The 16,738-nt window shown below is 56.7% G+C and carries 12 protein-coding genes; 7 read left to right on the top strand and 5 right to left on the bottom strand.

Annotated elements, in window-relative coordinates:
• Positions 1 to 214 precede the first annotated feature (214 nt).
• Entirely contained in the window at positions 215 to 637 is a 423-nt protein-coding gene (locus ACQCLF_RS07000; RefSeq protein WP_426985637.1) for an OsmC family protein, read from the top strand.
• Positions 638 to 658: 21 nt separating this feature from the next.
• On the opposite strand, the gene coq7 is transcribed toward ACQCLF_RS07000, so the two are convergent.
• Positions 659 to 1,303: a 2-polyprenyl-3-methyl-6-methoxy-1,4-benzoquinone monooxygenase gene (coq7, locus tag ACQCLF_RS06995; RefSeq protein ID WP_426985635.1), complete on the bottom strand. Its 645-nt coding sequence runs from the start codon at positions 1,301 to 1,303 to the stop codon at positions 659 to 661.
• A gap of 240 nt (positions 1,304 to 1,543) precedes the next feature.
• Here coq7 and ACQCLF_RS06990 point away from each other — a divergent pair, with 240 nt between their 5' ends.
• From ACQCLF_RS06990 to ACQCLF_RS06980, 3 genes are all read left to right on the top strand, one after another.
• Positions 1,544 to 1,786, top strand: coding sequence for a peptidase S14 (locus ACQCLF_RS06990; protein ID WP_426985633.1), 243 nt, complete (start codon positions 1,544 to 1,546; stop codon positions 1,784 to 1,786).
• Positions 1,787 to 1,872: 86 nt separating this feature from the next.
• Positions 1,873 to 2,643, top strand: a complete 771-nt coding sequence (locus ACQCLF_RS06985) for a sulfite exporter TauE/SafE family protein (protein WP_426985631.1) — start codon at positions 1,873 to 1,875, stop codon at positions 2,641 to 2,643.
• A 214-nt stretch (positions 2,644 to 2,857) separates the two neighbouring features.
• Complete coding sequence (locus tag ACQCLF_RS06980) at positions 2,858 to 4,078, top strand: ROK family protein (protein ID WP_426985629.1); 1,221 nt, start codon at positions 2,858 to 2,860, stop codon at positions 4,076 to 4,078.
• 43 nt (positions 4,079 to 4,121) lie between these two features.
• Here the strand turns inward: ACQCLF_RS06980 and ACQCLF_RS06975 are convergent, their stop codons facing one another.
• From ACQCLF_RS06975 to ACQCLF_RS06965, 3 genes are all read right to left on the bottom strand, one after another.
• Entirely contained in the window at positions 4,122 to 5,750 is a 1,629-nt protein-coding gene (locus ACQCLF_RS06975) for a glycoside hydrolase family 32 protein (RefSeq protein WP_426985627.1), read from the bottom strand.
• 33 nt (positions 5,751 to 5,783) lie between these two features.
• Positions 5,784 to 7,175 (bottom strand): sugar porter family MFS transporter, encoded by a 1,392-nt coding sequence (locus tag ACQCLF_RS06970; protein ID WP_426985625.1) that lies wholly within the window; start codon positions 7,173 to 7,175, stop codon positions 5,784 to 5,786.
• A 97-nt stretch (positions 7,176 to 7,272) separates the two neighbouring features.
• Positions 7,273 to 8,202, bottom strand: a complete 930-nt coding sequence (locus ACQCLF_RS06965; protein WP_426985623.1) for an ROK family protein — start codon at positions 8,200 to 8,202, stop codon at positions 7,273 to 7,275.
• A gap of 330 nt (positions 8,203 to 8,532) precedes the next feature.
• Here ACQCLF_RS06965 and ACQCLF_RS06960 point away from each other — a divergent pair, with 330 nt between their 5' ends.
• The 3 genes from ACQCLF_RS06960 to ACQCLF_RS06950 all read left to right on the top strand — a co-directional run bounded on the left by ACQCLF_RS06960 (position 8,533) and on the right by ACQCLF_RS06950 (position 16,082).
• Positions 8,533 to 11,259 (top strand): hypothetical protein, encoded by a 2,727-nt coding sequence (locus ACQCLF_RS06960; protein WP_426985621.1) that lies wholly within the window; start codon positions 8,533 to 8,535, stop codon positions 11,257 to 11,259.
• Between the two features lie 99 nt (positions 11,260 to 11,358).
• Positions 11,359 to 14,283: a SusC/RagA family TonB-linked outer membrane protein gene (locus tag ACQCLF_RS06955; RefSeq protein WP_426985619.1), complete on the top strand. Its 2,925-nt coding sequence runs from the start codon at positions 11,359 to 11,361 to the stop codon at positions 14,281 to 14,283.
• 77 nt (positions 14,284 to 14,360) lie between these two features.
• Positions 14,361 to 16,082 (top strand): RagB/SusD family nutrient uptake outer membrane protein, encoded by a 1,722-nt coding sequence (locus tag ACQCLF_RS06950; RefSeq protein WP_426985617.1) that lies wholly within the window; start codon positions 14,361 to 14,363, stop codon positions 16,080 to 16,082.
• A 53-nt stretch (positions 16,083 to 16,135) separates the two neighbouring features.
• Here ACQCLF_RS06950 and hpf read toward each other — a convergent pair whose 3' ends face one another.
• The gene (gene hpf, locus ACQCLF_RS06945; RefSeq protein WP_426985615.1) at positions 16,136 to 16,444 is read right to left on the bottom strand and encodes a ribosome hibernation-promoting factor, HPF/YfiA family; all 309 of its coding nucleotides are present in this window, start codon (positions 16,442 to 16,444) and stop codon (positions 16,136 to 16,138) included.
• Between the last annotated feature and the right edge of the window lie 294 nt (positions 16,445 to 16,738).

Below are 16,738 nucleotides of genomic sequence, written 5' to 3'. Positions count from 1 at the left end.
ACTTTGTGAACCAGTTATAAGCTTAGGACGCCACTATGTCCAGCACAACCGTAAACTTTAATTCATTGCAGGGGAAAAAGCGACACTGTTGAATTCGGTGGGTTTCGGGTGGGTTTGTGATACTCTTTCGAGCCAGTATACGCTGGGCGCGTCAGTTCCCGATGGGGTTGTTCAGAGGTCGCCCGGTGAGTTTGTTCAGAGGTCAGGAGTTTCTATGAAAGGCAGGGTTAAATGGGTGGATGGCGCTCAATTCCTCGCGGAATCGGGCAGCGGGCACACGGTACTGATGGATGGCCCCCCAGACCACGGTGGCCGCAATACCGGCGTGCGCCCAATGGAAATGCTGTTGCTGGGGCTGGGTGGCTGTTCCGCCTTTGATGTGATGAGCATTCTCGGTAAGTCGCGCCAGCAGGTAAGTGACTGTTATGTCGATATGGACGCTGAGCGCGCCGAGGGGGTGCCCTCTCCCTTTACCCGTATTCATCTGCACTTTGTAGTCACCGGCAAAAACCTGAAAGAAAATCAGGTGAAGCGGGCCGTCGAGCTGTCGGCGACCAAATACTGTTCGGCGTCCATCATGCTGGAGGCCGCCGGGGTGGCCATTACCCACGATTACGAAATCCGGGAAGCCGAATAAAAACCTCCCGGTTTCCGCCTGTTATAAGTGGTAGCTGGTCGTGGTCATCGCCTTGGAAACCAGCGTCATGACGGCTTTGACCGGCACCGGAAAATCCAGCCCGCCAGCGCGCAGGGCACCCTGCGCGTGCTTGGTTTCATCCACCAGCATTTGTTCGACGACCGCCCGGCTGCGCTGGTCCGTTGCGGGCAGATGTTTCAGGTGGCTGCGCAGGTGATCGCACACCCGCTCCTCCGTAGCCGCGACAAACCCCAGACTGACCCGATCACTGATTAAACCCGCGCCAGCCCCCAGCGTAAAGGACAGCCCATACCAGAGAGGATTCAAGTAGCTGGGGTGGCTGCCCAGATCATCCAGCCGCGCCTTGCACCACACCAGATGGTCGACTTCCTCCTCGGCGGCTTCCTCCATGTCCCGGCGTACGGCGGGCAGTTTTGCCGTCAATGCCTGCCCCTGATAGAGCGCCTGGGCGCACACTTCGCCAGAGTGATTTACCCGCATCAAGCCCGCGGCGTGGCGACGCTCGCTGTCGGTCAACTCCGCCTCGGGTAAGGACTGAGCCGGGGAGGGGCGTCGAGCCACGCTGTCGGTGTCGGTCAAGGTACGCAGTACGCGGTCAACACCAACGATACAGCGGTCAAAGAGGGATAGCGCTCGCTCGGTCATGGACAGTACCTCGGTTATTGAAACGGGAGTTCCTGCGTGGGAAAGCGCTCGGTATTACATTGGGCGCCTGTTCCCACGGATTCGCCGCGTCAGTTGGCTTGCACGGACGCAAGATGGCAATAGCGCACATTAACGGAAAGTGCGGCTGCCAAACAGTTGCTTAATGGTTGACTCCGTTAGGGCATGCCCCAATGATAACGGATATGGGTGGTTTTTTGGCCAACTCCGCTGGAGGTTACTATGAAGAAGGCATCGGAATTTCTGGAAAAGTACGAGCGCGAGCAAGTAAAGGAAGAAAGTGGCAAGGATGTTGAAGAAGGGCACTCTCTGGAGGCGCACGCCAAGGAGCGGGCCAAGCACCCCGATCACTTGAATGCTGGCACCCCCTTTGACTGGGAGGACATGGAAGCCTACCGCAAGGAGCTGAAGCGCCTGGAGCGCGAAGGCCCTAAAAAAGCCGGGGGCGACCCGAAAAAAGGATAACGCCAACTCTGGTCGGGCGGAAACCGGTGCCACTGCGCTGGTGATAGCTTGTTACAATGCCCGTTTTTTAAGGGCGGGTTTTGGACATGATCGCAGGTTGGGAGTTTTACGCACTGGCGATTCCGGTAGTGTTGTTGGTAGGACTCTCGAAAGGGGGATTTGGGGGCGGCCTGGGGACTCTGGCGGTTCCCGCGCTGTCACTGGCGGTAGACCCAAGGGTGGCTGCCGGTATTCTACTGCCCATTCTCTGCGTGATGGATCTGGTAAGCCTGTGGAGTTTTCGTGGGCGCTGGGACTGGACCAACCTGAAAATCATGTTTCCCTGGGCGATGCTCGGTCTGCTCGGCGGCATGTTGACCTTCCAGTATATGAGCGCCGATATGATTCGCCTGATGATCGGTGTGATGGCGCTTTATTTTGTCGGGCATTACCTCTGGGGTAAATATTTACTGCAACGTCTGCCAAAGCACGGGCCAAGTATTGGTCGTGGCGGGTTCTGGAGCGGCGTTTCCGGTTACGTGAGTTACATTGCGCACGCGGGCGGCCCACCCATTGCTATCTATCTGCTGCCGCAGCAGCTTCCCAAAACCGTGTTTGTGGGCACCACGGTGCTGTTTTTCTCCGTCGTCAATTATACGAAGTTGGTGCCGTATGCGTTTTTTGGCCAGCTGAACATTGGCAATCTGACCACGGCCCTGATATTGCTGCCCTTCGCGCCACTCGGCGTTTTACTCGGAGTGTATTTGCACAAGCGTGTATCGGATCGTTGGTTCTACTGGACGTGTTACGGCTTGCTGGGCGTGGCGGGACTGAAGTTGCTGATCGAGGGGGCAACCGGTATGTGGGGTGCGGCGTAGCCGTCGTGATGAGCAACTTGCCCGGATTAATGAAACGGAGCATGGTGCTTCCAGCCCGCGGCTCGTGTGGCGCTGGCTATTGTGATGCCGTCCTTGTTAAACTGCGGTGATATTTGGCAGCTCCGATCACCGCCCCTCCTGATTGCGGTCAATACAAACGATGCAGCACTCATAATAACTAAGGCGGTCCGGGCACTCATCCGGGAGTTCAAGAATGAGCCAGGGCAGTAATTCCAGCGGCCTGCGTCGTTACAACGAGCGAGTCATGCTCACTCACCTGCGGAAATATCGCACCGCCTCCAAATCCGATCTCGCACGCGCTACCCATCTGACGCCGCAAGCAGTAACGCGTATCGTGGACGATCTGGAGCAAAACGAACTGGTCGTCCGCGAGGGGCGTCGTCTCGGCGGTCTTGGCCAGCCGTCAACCCTGTATGCCATCAACCCGGCAGGTGCGTATTCCCTGGGTATAAAAATCGGACGGCGCGACCTTGAGCTTCTGTTGCTGGACTTTAGCGGCAAAACCCTCGGTCAGTTCCGTCGCGAATTCGACCAGCCGGACCCTGATTTTATTCTCGAACAAATCGATGAGTTATTGCCCGAGCTACGCAGCCGTCTCGACAAGACGGCACAGAAGCGATTGCGCGGCGTGGGGGTTGCCATGCCCTGGTTTCTCGGGGCCTGGCCGAGTGAATTGGAAATGGACAAAACGCTGTCGGAACGCTGGCGTAACATTGATCTGAGCGAGGAAATTTCCCGGCGTATTGATTTGCCCGTGTACTTCGAGAACGATGGTGCGGCCGCTGCCGTGGCGGAATTGCAGCTCGGCGTCGGACGCGATATTTCGGACTTTCTGTACGTGAACATCGGTGCGTTTATCGGTGGTGGCCTGGTGCTGCACGGTAACCTTGAACCCGGTGTGCACGGTAACGCGGCCGAGCTGGCGTCGATGCCGGTGCCGCACTCCGAGCGTTTTGGCCACCCGGCGCCGAAGAGCGGTTTCGATATGCTGACACAGCGCGCATCACTGTTAACGTTGCGCCGTTATCTCAACCAAAAAGGTATTGGGATTTCCCATATCGGCGAGCTGCCCGACTATATTGATCAGGCTCGGTTGTATATTCAGGAGTGGATGGACGATTGCGCCGATGCGCTGGTGTTTGCGTTTTTGTCCGCGATCAGTGTGCTGGATCTGAAGGCTATCATCATTGATGCCAATTTGCCGCGGTTTATTATTGAGGAGCTGGTGGCGATGGTGGAGCGTCGGCTGGGAGGCGCCGTGGCCAAGGATATTTTTGTACCGTCGATCCTGCCCGGTCGGCTCGGCCCGGACGCCATGGTGGTCGGCGGTGGTATTTTGCCGTTTTACTCGTCCTTCGCTGCGGATAAAACCGTGTTGCTCAAAGGCAGTGTGCCGGAGCGACGGACGATTTAATGATCGCCCGTCGCTCCGGCGGTTACAGAAGGCGCAGGGCTCGTTACCAGATAGACTTCAGGGGCCAGGCGTTCAAGGTTTCCACCGTCACTTCACCGCCTTCGGCAAACACCTCTACACCGTCGCTGTCCGACGACGGGAAGATCTTGTCGCTGATAACGACCGTCCCGCCCTGGCCAAAGACTTCTACCGAGGACCAGTCGACAAACACATGTAGGGAGACTTTACCGTCTTCCAGCGGCATGGGTGCGACGTGTACACCGGGGAAGTCCGCATGGAAATCCACTTCTCCGGAACGGGTGCGATCCAGGCTCAGGGTTTCGTCGCGCTGATCGTAGCGAAGGATCGTTTGTTCATTCTTTCCAGTGCGCACCTTGAGCCCAAAAGCGTCTGCGTCGACGTTGGCGAAAGTCACTTTGAGTTCCAGCGCTTTCCCGGCAACTCCGTGATCTGCCAGGGACCGACTTTCACTGTCGAGGGTCAGGGCGGTGAGTGAACGCTGCTCGCCCCGCAGTACCTGCAACTCTTCTACCGGTTCTTGCACCATTTTCAGGCCGCCGTCGTGGCGAACCAGTTCCAGCGCGCGAGGAATGCTCTGCGAACTGCGCCAGGGTGAGGTGGGCAGATCCTGCGCATATTGCCAGTTATTCATCCAGCCCACCCAGAGTCGCCGACCATCCTCCTCCGGTACGTCGGACCAGGAGACCGCGGCGTAAAAATCCTTACCGTAATCCACCCACTGGTGAGGGCCTTCTTCGCTGGCGGGCAGGGCGTCCTCGTCCGGAATAAAGCGCTGGCCATCGAACTCACCAACGAAATAGAGGCCGCCCGAGCCGCCGGCCACGGAGCCTTCCTCGCCCGCGCCGAGATCGATTTCCAGTACCCACTGGCGCTGTTCGCTGTCGCCATCAATGGGCAGTGCAAACAAGTCCGGACACTCCCAGATGCCCAGGGCGGACTCCGGTGACTCGAACTGACTGAGCAGCGTCCAGTCTTTCAGGTCTTGTGAGCCATAGAAAGCGACTTTGTACTCGGTGGACAACGCGACCACCATGATCCACTGCTGACTCTCCTCATGCCAGATGACCTTCGGGTCCCGAAAGTCTGTCATGTTTTCGTCCAGTACGGGGTTGCCTTGGTATTTGGTCCAGGTGCGGCCGTTGTCGAGACTGTACGCCAGGCGCTGGTCCTGACCTTTGGCCGGAGGCTGGCGATGCCCGGTGTAGATGGCGACCAGCGGCGGGTTATCCCGGCTGCCGAAGCCGGTGGTGTTGTGATGATCCACCACGGCACTGCCGGAGAAAATCATGTTGTCGTCGTCTTCGGGAAGGGCGACGCCCAGTTCCTCCCAGTGCACCAAATCACGACTGACGGCGTGGCCCCAGCTCATATGCCCCCACTTGTCGCCGTGAGGGTTGTATTGGTAGAACATGTGATATTCGCCATTGTGATAAACCAGTCCGTTGGGGTCGTTCATCCAGTTGTGGTGCGGCGTGTAGTGGAACTGTGGGCGGTAGCGCTCCTGATAGCGCGCGCTATCAGAGGTGACGCTATCGGAGGTCGTTCTGGCCGACGCCGGACCGCTCGCCGGGTTCTGGCTGTTGCCGTTGCATCCGGCCAGCGCTAGGGCCAGCGCGCTGGCCAGAGACAGTTTGAAAGTAGAGTTGAGCATACAATAAACCTCACTATCGGTATCGTTATGTTGTTAATGGTTTGAGGTGGCATGGCGGGGTGTAGCGTTGCGGACATCCAGCGCATGCTCGAGATTTTCCAGCGATGTTCCTTTGGTTTCAGGCATGATTTTCCAGACAAACACAAACTGCAAGGCCATCATCAAACCAAAGAAAATAAACACCAGGCCGCCGAGACCCTCAGCGAATACCGGAAACAGCCAGGAGACCGCAGCCGCCATAAACCAGTGCGTAAAGCTGCCCAGCGCCTGCCCTTTGGCTCGCACACGGTTGGGGAAAATTTCCGAAATAAAGACCCAGATGACCGCCCCTTGCGAGATGGCGAACGCCGCAATGAATCCCAGCAATCCGATTAGAATGAGATGACCGGACGCGTTTTCAGCCATAAACAGCGCGCCCACAAGAAACAGGGAAACAGCGGTGCCGATCGAGCCGATAAACAACAGGGGACGGCGGCCGAAACGATCAATCATGAACAGGGCGAGAGCGGTGAACAGAAAATTGGTGCCGCCGATCAGTACGGCTTGAAGCAGTGACGCTTCCTCGCTGAAGCCCGCGCTTTCAAAAATGCGAGGGGCGTAATACATCAGAGCGTTGATACCGGATAGCTGATTAAACATGGCAATGGACCAGGCGCAGAACACCGGGAGCAGGTAGCGCTTCTGAAACAGCGTATCGGAAGGTTCGGAATCACCGTTTTGCAGTGATCGCTCAATGTCGCGAAGTTCATGGTCAATATTGCGCTCGCCCATTTTCTCCAGCACGGCTCGGGCTTCGGTTGTTCGACCTTGTTTCACCAGCCAGCGGGGGCTGTAGGGAATCAGGAACAGCAGGCCCAGAAACAACGCGGCCGGGATGGCCTCCACGCCCAACATCCAGCGCCAGGCCACAGAATCGTCCAGGGTCAGCCCGATCAGGTAGTTGGAAATAAAGGCCAGCAAAATGCCACCGACCACATTCAACTGATTGATGGCCACCAACCGTCCGCGCATAGCGGCGGGCGCGATTTCCGCAATGTACATGGGGGCGACCACTGAGGCGGCGCCTACCGCCAGGCCGCCGATAAAGCGAAACGCCAGGAACTCCAGCCAGACAGTAGCGGCGGCGCTGCCCACGGCGGAGATAAGATACAGCGCGGCAATGACCATTAGCGAGCGTTTGCGGCCGAGCAGGTCAGCGGGCCGCCCCACCAGTAATGCCCCCAGCACGGTGCCGATCAGTGCAATGGCTACCGTGAACCCCAAGCCGTTGCTGCTCAGCTCGAACTCGCGCTCAAGGGCACTGGTTGTGCCGGAAATCACGGCGGTATCGAAACCGAAAAGCAGACCCCCGAGGGCGGCGACGACGGTGCTGAAAATAACCACGCGATGAGATCGGCGGGGCGTGTGCCCTTGGGCATTGTTCATGTTGGAACCTCGATGGATTTATTGTTTGAAGTTCATGAGTCAGTGATGTGGCTCGACGTGTTCGTGCCAGGCCGTAGCTGACGCAATAACCTTCCAGCTACATGGCGGCGCTGGCCGTGTGCGATGCGGGCAGTGCGGCGCGAGCCATCAATAGCGCCCCGGCCTCGCCGGATCGCCCCGCCAGCCCCGGCGGCACAATATAGGTATGCGCCGTGCTCGCGGCGCGGCCACAGGGATAGCCCTGCCGGATGCGCTGGAAATGTTCATGAATGCGCGGAAACAGGTGCGCCTGGCCCATCACGCCGCCACCGAGGATGATGCGTTGGGGTGAGTACGTCACTGTGAGATTCCAGCACAAAGTGGCCAGGTATTCGGCCTGAAGCTCCCAGGCGGGGTGGTCGGGCGAGAACGTTTCGGCTTTTTGCCCCCACCGTTTCTCCAGTGCGGGGCCGGCAGCCAATCCCTCAATACAGTCTCCGTGGAAAGGGCAAGCGCCGGGGAATGGGTCGCGCTCGGCGTCGCGGGGCACAAGCAGGTGACCGACCTCGGGGTGCATGGCGCCTTTGATTGGGCGGCCATTCGCCACCACGCCAGCGCCGATACCGGTGCCGATGGTGACATAAAGGTAATCGTCCAGTCCGCGTGCGGCCCCGAGCGTTCCTTCCCCCAGTGCAGAACCATTGACATCGGTATCGAAAGCGGCCGGAACGCCAAGGCGATCGGTCAGTCCGCCGAGAATATCGGTGTTCGACCAATGCGCTTTCGGGGTGTTGGTAATGAATCCGTACGTGGGGGAAGACGGGTCGAGGTCCACTGGGCCGAAGCAGGCAATGCCCAGCGCCGACAGGGTGCCGTGCCGGGTTTGAGCGTGCTGGAAGAAACGGTGCACCGCTTCCAGAGTGTCTGCCGGCGTGGTCGTGGCGAAGCTGGCTCGCTCCAGAATCTGGTCGGGCGCCACGCCCAGGGCGCAGTTGAACTTGGTTCCCCCGGCCTCAATGCCGCCGAGCAAAGTAGGTAATGACTTCACGTTGAATCTCGCTGTTATCCATTATGTTTGTATAAGCACGGCTTGCTGGGCGCCGCCTTTCAACTAAGTAAATCACGGTTAAATATAATAGTCAATATGGTGCAGGTATGGGATATATAGCCATAATTTGCATATTATAAGGGTTTTTTGCCGAAAAAATTATTAACACAAAGTTAATAAAAAAGTTGAAATGGTTTAAATGATTCTGTAATTTAGAATGACCGAAGCTCGAATGAGCCCGGAGCCAATACGCATTCCTATAACGAATAACACTCTGATTGCGCCTTCCGACTGGGAGGAAAGACTGTCAAGAGTGACAGCGAGGCAACGATGATGAAAAACGATAATGAACCAAAGTGGGTGCCTGCCACAGCAATGATTCTCGGGATCGCACTGAGTGGCTGTAAGACCGGCGCGGCGGACCGACCGCCGGAAAGCGTCATTCAGATCGGTGAGGCGTCCAGTACCTCTTCCAGTCAATCCAGCAGTTCCTCCAGTGCCAGTGAATGGCCGGACTACCCCGCACAATTGCTTTTTGAGCACGCCGGGTTTGAATTTTGCTGCAGCCAGTTTGGCACCTATGAAGCCCATGGATTTGCGGCATCCGGTGTGGTGCAAATGCTCGATGGTGGGCATTGGGCCGAGGGTATCGACGGCGCTCAGGGCGAGCGCGTGTTTGCCAGTTATGGTGATGGCTTTGACGATGAAGAGGACACATCAGCCGAGTGGAAAGGCTGGGAGCTGACAGGCTCTTTGACGACACCGGAATTCGAGATTCCCGCCCGTTACATTAATTTCCTGGCCGGTGGTGGCCTTAATACGTATGACAGCGAACGGCCCACGGCGGTGGTGTTGCGTGTGGGCGGTGAAGTGGTTCGTCACGCGACAGGCAACGGCCAGGAAGCGTCGCTTTCTCCGGTAACCTGGGAGGTGGGAGAGTTCATTGGCCAGACCGGGCAAATTGAAATCATGGATGGCCACGACGATCAGGGAGATGACGGTAATTTGCGGTTTATTCTGGTCGATCACATTGAAGCGAGTTCGTCGGCGGCGACAACGCCATCGGGCCTTACCGGTGATGGATCGGTAGAACTGGTGTACACCGATGCGCCCGCGACCGAAGGCCTGCCGCTATTTACGCGGCCCGGATCGGATCAGAACATCGCCAACTTTGAATTCTGTTGCGCTCAATTCAATACCTACCAGGAGCACGGCTTTGGTGTAACTGGTGATCTGGTCACGCTTAATGGAGGCGAGTGGGCCGCCAGTGTGAATGGTGCGCAGGGTGAACGTGTGTTCGCAAGTTTTGGTGAAGCGTTTGACAGTGACGGCAGCGCCGGGTATTTCCTGGGCTGGTCAGCCGTGGGGCGGGTGGCATCGCCGGAGTTTGTGATTGGCCGTAATTTTATTAACTTCCTGATTGGCGGTGGCAGCAATGCCTACGATCAGCCTCGGGCGACGGCTGTGATGCTTCGCGTCAATGGCGAAGTGGTGCGCCAGGCGAGTGGCGATGACCAGGTAGACAGTGTGTCCTGGGTCACCTGGGATGTGTCGGCTCTGAAAGGGCATCGGGCGATTGTCGAATTCATCGATAACCACCCGGACGACGGGGCGGATGAGGCGTTGGCTTATATTATGGCCGATGAGTTTCGCGCGGCTGACAAAGCGGCGGAGACACCCGTTGAGGGGAGTGTGGTATCCAATGTGATTCCCGGTACGCCCGCCTCGCGCTTGAGAATGGGAGATCCGAACCCTTACTATGAAAACGGCACCTATCACGTGTTTTATCTGCACGATGATGGGCGTCATCCCTGGTATCTTGCCTCCACCGATGACTTGACCAGCTTCACGGCACCGCGCGAAGTGTTGCCGGTGGGCGATGCCGCCGACAGCCAGGATAACTGGACCGGCTCGGGCAGTGTGATCAAAGATGATACGGGTGAGTATCATCTGTTCTACACCGGGCATAACCAGACCATCACCCCGGTGGAAGCAGTGATGAAAGCCGTTGCCGGTGAGGTGACGAGCGACAGCTGGATGAAGCAGCCCGAGCGGACCTTCACCGGAACGAATGGCTATAGCGATTACGACTTCCGCGATCCCTGGGTATTCTGGAATGCGGATGACAATGCCTATTGGATGTTGCTGACTTCCCGCTACAACGATCAAGCCGCGATCGGTTTGTACACGTCAGACGACCTCGATACCTGGACACCACAGCCGCCGTTGTACCAGGAAACCTCTGACTTGAATCTGGAAGTGCCAGACTTGTTAATGCTCGATGATCATCCGTTCCTGCTGTACTCCGATCAGCGTGATGCCTCCCGCCAAGTGCGCCATTTGGTCGCCGATGGCGCAGGGGGATGGGAATATCCCGATTACGATGCGTTGGATGGCCGGGGTTACTACGCGGGGCGCTCTGCGGGACCGAACGATGAGAAGCTGTTGTTTGGCTGGGTGCCGCACAAGCTCGGCAAGGCCGACAGCGGTTTGTTCCGCTGGGGCGGAGATCTGGTTTCCCATGAATTGTATCGCAATTCCAATGGTGACCTGTCTGTCAAAATGCCGGACTTGATCAGTACCCAGTTGGACAGTGGCCAAAGCGTGGGTCTCGCGTGGCAGCGCGGCACCGTTACGGAGAACGGCAGCGGCTTCAGTGTGTCGGGCGACGGTGCGTTTACGCTGATGTCGCCCCAGGCGCTGACGCGGTGGCACATAGAGTTGGACGGCTACCCTGCGGCTGAATCGTTCGGTATTCAGTTCCGCCGCCCCGATAACGGTCAGCAAGCATTTGTTTCCCTCTCCACGGCGGATAACGAGGCGCGGTTTCACCTCGACAGCGATGCCGACAACCCGAATGACCCACGCGTTGCCGTGCCCCTGAACGACCCTGTCGTGACGCTGGACCTGCTGTTGGACCCGATCAATGAATACGGTGTTCTCTATATCAACGAGTTCCGGGCGTTGACTTTCCGCTTCTACGATATGAATGCCTACGAGGTCGGCCTTTTTTCCGGTGATGGCCTGAATGTAATCAGCGCCGAGATTTATCAATAAGAGTGTGTTCTGAGCGCCGCCGCACAAAACAGTGGGGCGGCTTTACGCCACTCTCATAATAATTGACGGTTAACAATAAATAAGCACGAGGACATTTTTATGAAGCACTCACTGTTTACATTGAGCGCACTGGCCTGCGCGATATCGCCCGGGCTTGCCACCGCCCAGGTCGACAACGCGAACGACGAAGCCGCTCCCCGCGCATTTGAGGAAATTGTGGTCACAGGCTATAGCACGACCGAGGAGCGTAAACTGCTTGGCGCTGTGGACTCTGTGAACCTGGATGATGTGGCGGACATGCCATCGGGCAATATTATGCAAAACCTGCAAGGTCGTTTGCCCGGCGTGCAGATTACCACCGACGGCAATCCAAATCCCAGCTCTTCGGTTCGCATTCGCGGCCAGGGTATTGGGGGACTGGGGTTCAACGACCCGTTGTACGTGATTGATGGCGTACCCACGACCAAAGGCATGCACGAACTCAACCCCAATGACGTCGCCTCGATACAAGTGTTGCGCGATGCGGCCACCGGCAGCATTTATGGCGCACGCGCCGCCAATGGTGTGATCGTGATTACCACGAAGAAAGGCCGTGATGCGGAAGGGGTGAACATCAGCTACAACCATTCGCTTCAGGATTACTCCTACGACCTGAACCCCTTAACCACCGAGCAGCGTGCCCGGGCTGTATTCCAGGCTGCCATTAATGATGGAACTAATCCCAACAACGCCAGCCCGCTGTACAACTACGACTGGAATGGTGATTACAGCAATCCGCAGTTGAACGCGGTGCAATTGCCGGAATATCTCGATGCAGCGCAGACTATGCGTCCTGCTGATACTAACTGGTTTGATGCGGTCACGCGCACGGCGGAAGTGCAGGATTTGCACGTGTCCGTGGGAAAAACCAACGACGACTCGAATGTCTACGCCTCCTTCGGTTACTACAACGCCGAGGGCGTGGTGGACAAGTCTCAATTCGAACGACTGGCGCTGCGCGTTAATTCCAGTTTCGATTTTATGGATGGGGACCTGACCATTGGTGAGAATTTTGCCATTACGAACCAAACATCCAATAAAGTGAACGATCTGGCGGGCAACGTACTTGGGTTATCCATTGAGCAGCAGTCCATTGTGCCGATACGCACGGAAGACGGTATGGGGTGGGGCGGCCCGGCGGCCGGTATCACCGACCGCGATAACCCGGTACGAATTATCGCGATGAACCGGGATATTGAGAACACCTACAATCGCGTGGTGGGCAACGCGTATCTAGAGTTCCGTCCGCTGGACGATCTACTGCTGCGCTCCAATGTCGGTCTGGACTACGGTCAATTCTATTACCGAAATTACGACCGTGCGTATCAGGCGGGCAACCTGAACTTTGAAGAGCAGCTTAGTACCAACCATAACTGGAACAGCACTCTGGTGTGGACCAACACGGCGGAGTACAGCTGGGACTTTGCCAGCGGGCATTTTCTGAAAGTGCTCGGTGGTGTGGAAACCGTGGATTACGATACCGAAGGGTTTGAAGGGCGAAACAGCGGTTACGCCTCGGATGATCTGGACTATGCGTTTCTCACTCAGGGAACGTCGTCGGCCGAGGTCTTCGGCAGCGGCGACGCGTGGAACATGCAATCCTATTTTACCCAGATCGATTACGATTTTGAGGGCCGATACCTGGCATCCGTTACCGTGCGTCGCGACGGATCGTCCCGGTTTGGCGAGAACAATCGCTGGGGTACCTTTCCGGCGGTTTCCGCCGGCTGGTTTATCTCTGATGAGTCCTTCTTCGACCTCGACTTTGTCGATGAGTTGAAGTTGCGGGCCAGCTGGGGTGAAAACGGTAATCAGGAAATCGATACGCGTGCCACCTATACCATCTACGAAAGCCGCTATGCCACCACTTCACTGTTCACCAATGAGCAGGATGAAGGAACGGCCTATGATCTGAGTGGAGCCGACCAGGGCAATCTGCCATCCGGCTTCGCCCGGGTTCAGATTGGTAACCCGGATTTGAAATGGGAAACCTCCACCCAGACTAACGTCGGGCTGGATTTCGAATTGTTCCAGGGCACCTTGTGGGGTTCGTTGGACTGGTTTGAAAAAACGACCGACGATATTCTGACCCGCACTCAACCGCTGGCAACCGAAGGTGAGGGCGCCTCACAAATCGTTAATGGTGGCTCTATTGAAAACACCGGTTGGGAGCTGTCCCTGACCTACGCCAACAGTGTGGATATACCTCGCCTGGGTTTCTTTGAGTACGAGATTACCGGCAACTTTTCCGCGATTGAAAACGAAGTGGTGGCGCTGCCGGCGGATGTAGTGAATTCGTTTCCCGGAAATGGTCGCGATAAAACCATTCTGGGACAGTCCATTAACGCGGTGTATGGCTATGTGGCCGATGGCCTGTTTCAGTCGGCGGATGAAGTGTCGGCCCACGCGACCCAGTCCGGTGCGGCGCCCGGTCGAATTCGCTATCGTGACCTCAATGGCGATGGGGCGATAACCGAGGCTGATCAGGAATACTTTGGCGCTACCGAGCCCGATCTCATGTATGGCGTCAACTTTAAGGTCCGCTACGAGAACTGGGACTTCAATATGTTCTGGCAAGGCATTTCCGGTGGACAGATTCGCAACGGCTGGCGCAACTTTACGGACTTTACCTCCCTGAACGCCGGTTCTAACTACGGCGACCGGGTGCTCAGCGCCTGGACACCCGAGAACAGCGGCAGCGATGTGCCCGCCCTGACGTTGGTAGATAACAACAACGAGGCCCGGGAGTCTACCTTCTTCTGGGAGGACGCGACGTACTTGAAGCTGCGTGACCTGTCCATCGGCTATACCCCTTCGGACTCTTTCTGGGGCGCGATTGGGGCCTCCTCCGGCCGTTTCTACATTCAAGGTCAGAACCTGCTGACCATTACACCGAGCGATACGCTAAGCCAGGATCCGGAAACACCGGGAGCGGTTTTCCCGATTCCCCGCCGAATCAATCTAGGGGTCAGTTTGACTTTCTAAAGCGAGCCAATGCGCCAATCGAGGCGCTGGTTTCCACGTCGCTCTATGAACAATGAATTGTGATTGAGGATTGAACAATGAATAAGACCTATAAACTGGCAGTATCCGCGGTGATGGCATTCGCCATCACAGCCTGCGGCAGTGATTCCCTGGATGAGCCACCGAAGGCGGCGCTCAGTGAGGAGCAAGTCACCACCGCCGAGAACCTGGACAGTCTGGTAACCGCGGCCTATTCCTACTTGGGCAATGATCACTACACCGCCCCTATGTACCTGTGGCCCACCGGTAACCTTAGGGCGGGCGATGCGCATAAAGGCGGTAATGGTGCAGCGGATATTTTTGCTTACCACGCGCTGTCGCTGTACGAGCCTCTTGTAGCGGATGGGGAATCGTTTCCGCCGGACTTTATTGACCTGAACAACAAAAAATGGGTGCGCGATTACACCGGAATTTCCCGCGTCAATGCGGCGCTTCAGGTGATGAATGACGTGGACGAAAGCGTCTACCCGGAAAAGGCGGCGCGGATTGGAGAGTTGCGGTTTATCCGGGGTATTTTCTACTTCGACCTGAAAATTCATTACAAGCGCATTCCCTGGGTGGATGAAACCATGACACCGGAAGCGGTGAAAGCGACTTCCAATATGGACCTCAGCGATCAGGCGCTATGGGATAAAATTGCAGAAGACTTCCGCTTTGGTGTCGAAAACCTGCCCGCGCCCGAAGACAAAGGCGAGCTGGGTCGCGCCGACCGAGACGCGGCTCGCGCCTATCTGGCGAAGACGTTGCTGTATCAGGCCTATGTGCAAAATGATGAGCATCAGGTGGTGGACATCAACACGGATAAACTCGAAGAAGTGGTGGGCCTTGTTGATGACATCGAAACGTCCGGTTACTACGGCCTGGTTGACGACTACGCGAAGAACTTCCTGTATGAGTTCGAAAACAGCCGGGAGTCCGTGTTTGCGATTCAGCGCTCGCGTGATGACGGCACTCCGGATGGTCGGGGCTCCTGGCCGACTGCATTGAATACGCCGATGGCCGGTGGATTTGGTTGCTGTGGGTTTCACGTGCCGACAGAAAATTTTGTCAACGCCTTTAAAACCGATGCCAATGGCCTGCCCTTGTTCGATACGTTTAACGATGCCAATTACGATGCGCAGGCGGATATGGTGGATCCACGACTGGATCATACCGTGGGTATGCAGGATAAACCCTTCAAGTACGATGACGATCTGATCGTAGAGAATGCGAATGCCTGGGCGCGAAATCCGGCCACTTACGGCAACTTTATCTCCATGAAAGAGCTGGAGCACCCGGATTGCGATTGTCGTATAGAGAATGGCCCTTTTACGGTATTCTCACTGAACACCGTACTGGTGCGCTACGCTGATGTGTTGTTATGGAAAGCAGAAGCCTTGATCGAGCTGGGCCGAGAAGACGAAGCACTTCCGATCATCAACCGCATTCGTACGCGGGCGTTGAACAGCACGGATCGGTTAGGGAGCTACAGCGTTTACAACATTGGCACTTATGACGCCTTTGCCGATCAGGACGAGGCGAGACAGGCGTTACGGTGGGAGCGTCGCCTAGAGTTGGGTCTGGAAGGGCACCGCTTTTTTGATCTGGTGCGCTGGGGTGTCGCCAAGGAGACGATTGATGCTTACCTGGAGGTCGAAGAAACCCGTAAGGAATACTTGCAAGATGCCGCCTTTACGGCCGGTAAGCACGAATACATGCCGATTCCCCAACAACAGATCAACCTCAGTGGCGGACTCTACGAGCAACTGCCGGGGTACTGATATTCATCCTCTGATAGTTCAAGAGCCCCACCGGGAAGGTGGGGCTCCTGGGTTCACACGACTGACCGCGTGTGGCGGTGAGAGGCCTCAGCGCCTTTGCGCTTGGCCAGAGCCGCGTCCATTTTGCGGGCCGCCTCGGCGATGGCGGCATAGAGGTCTTGCTCCTCGGCGTGTACGGCCACTGTAGCACCCTTGTACTGGGTTGTTGCCTCCACGGACTGTGCATGGCGCTCCACCGTCAAGGCCATGGACAGGTCACTGATATCAGGATAATGATTTTCGATCTTGGCGAAGCGCTGGCTGACGGCGTCCCGGATGCCGTCGGTGATGTCTACATGGTGGCCGGACAACTGTATATTCATAACGACTCCCAATCAGTTACCTTGGTATTTGAGGCCCGCACTCTAGGCCAGGCCCTGGAATGGGTGTGGACAAGGGGTAGTGGACAAGGATTAAAAGTGCCGCCTGTACTTTTCCAACACCCTAAAGACAACATGTGTCCGGCCGAGATTAAAGTCAAGCCCCGGTACTGGATTATGTTGCCTGTTGTAAAGACGCGAATGAACCGGTCGCAGCGAATCTGGGCCTGGCAGGGCGTTTTGTCAGCGTTTGCCTGCCGGATCGAGGTCAATCGGTGTATGATTGAAAAGAACAAT

The organism is Marinimicrobium sp. ARAG 43.8 (assembly GCF_050113635.1).
In the GTDB taxonomy this organism is placed as follows: Bacteria; Pseudomonadota; Gammaproteobacteria; order Pseudomonadales; family Cellvibrionaceae; genus Marinimicrobium.
This window is presented reverse-complemented; position numbering and strand designations above follow the sequence as displayed.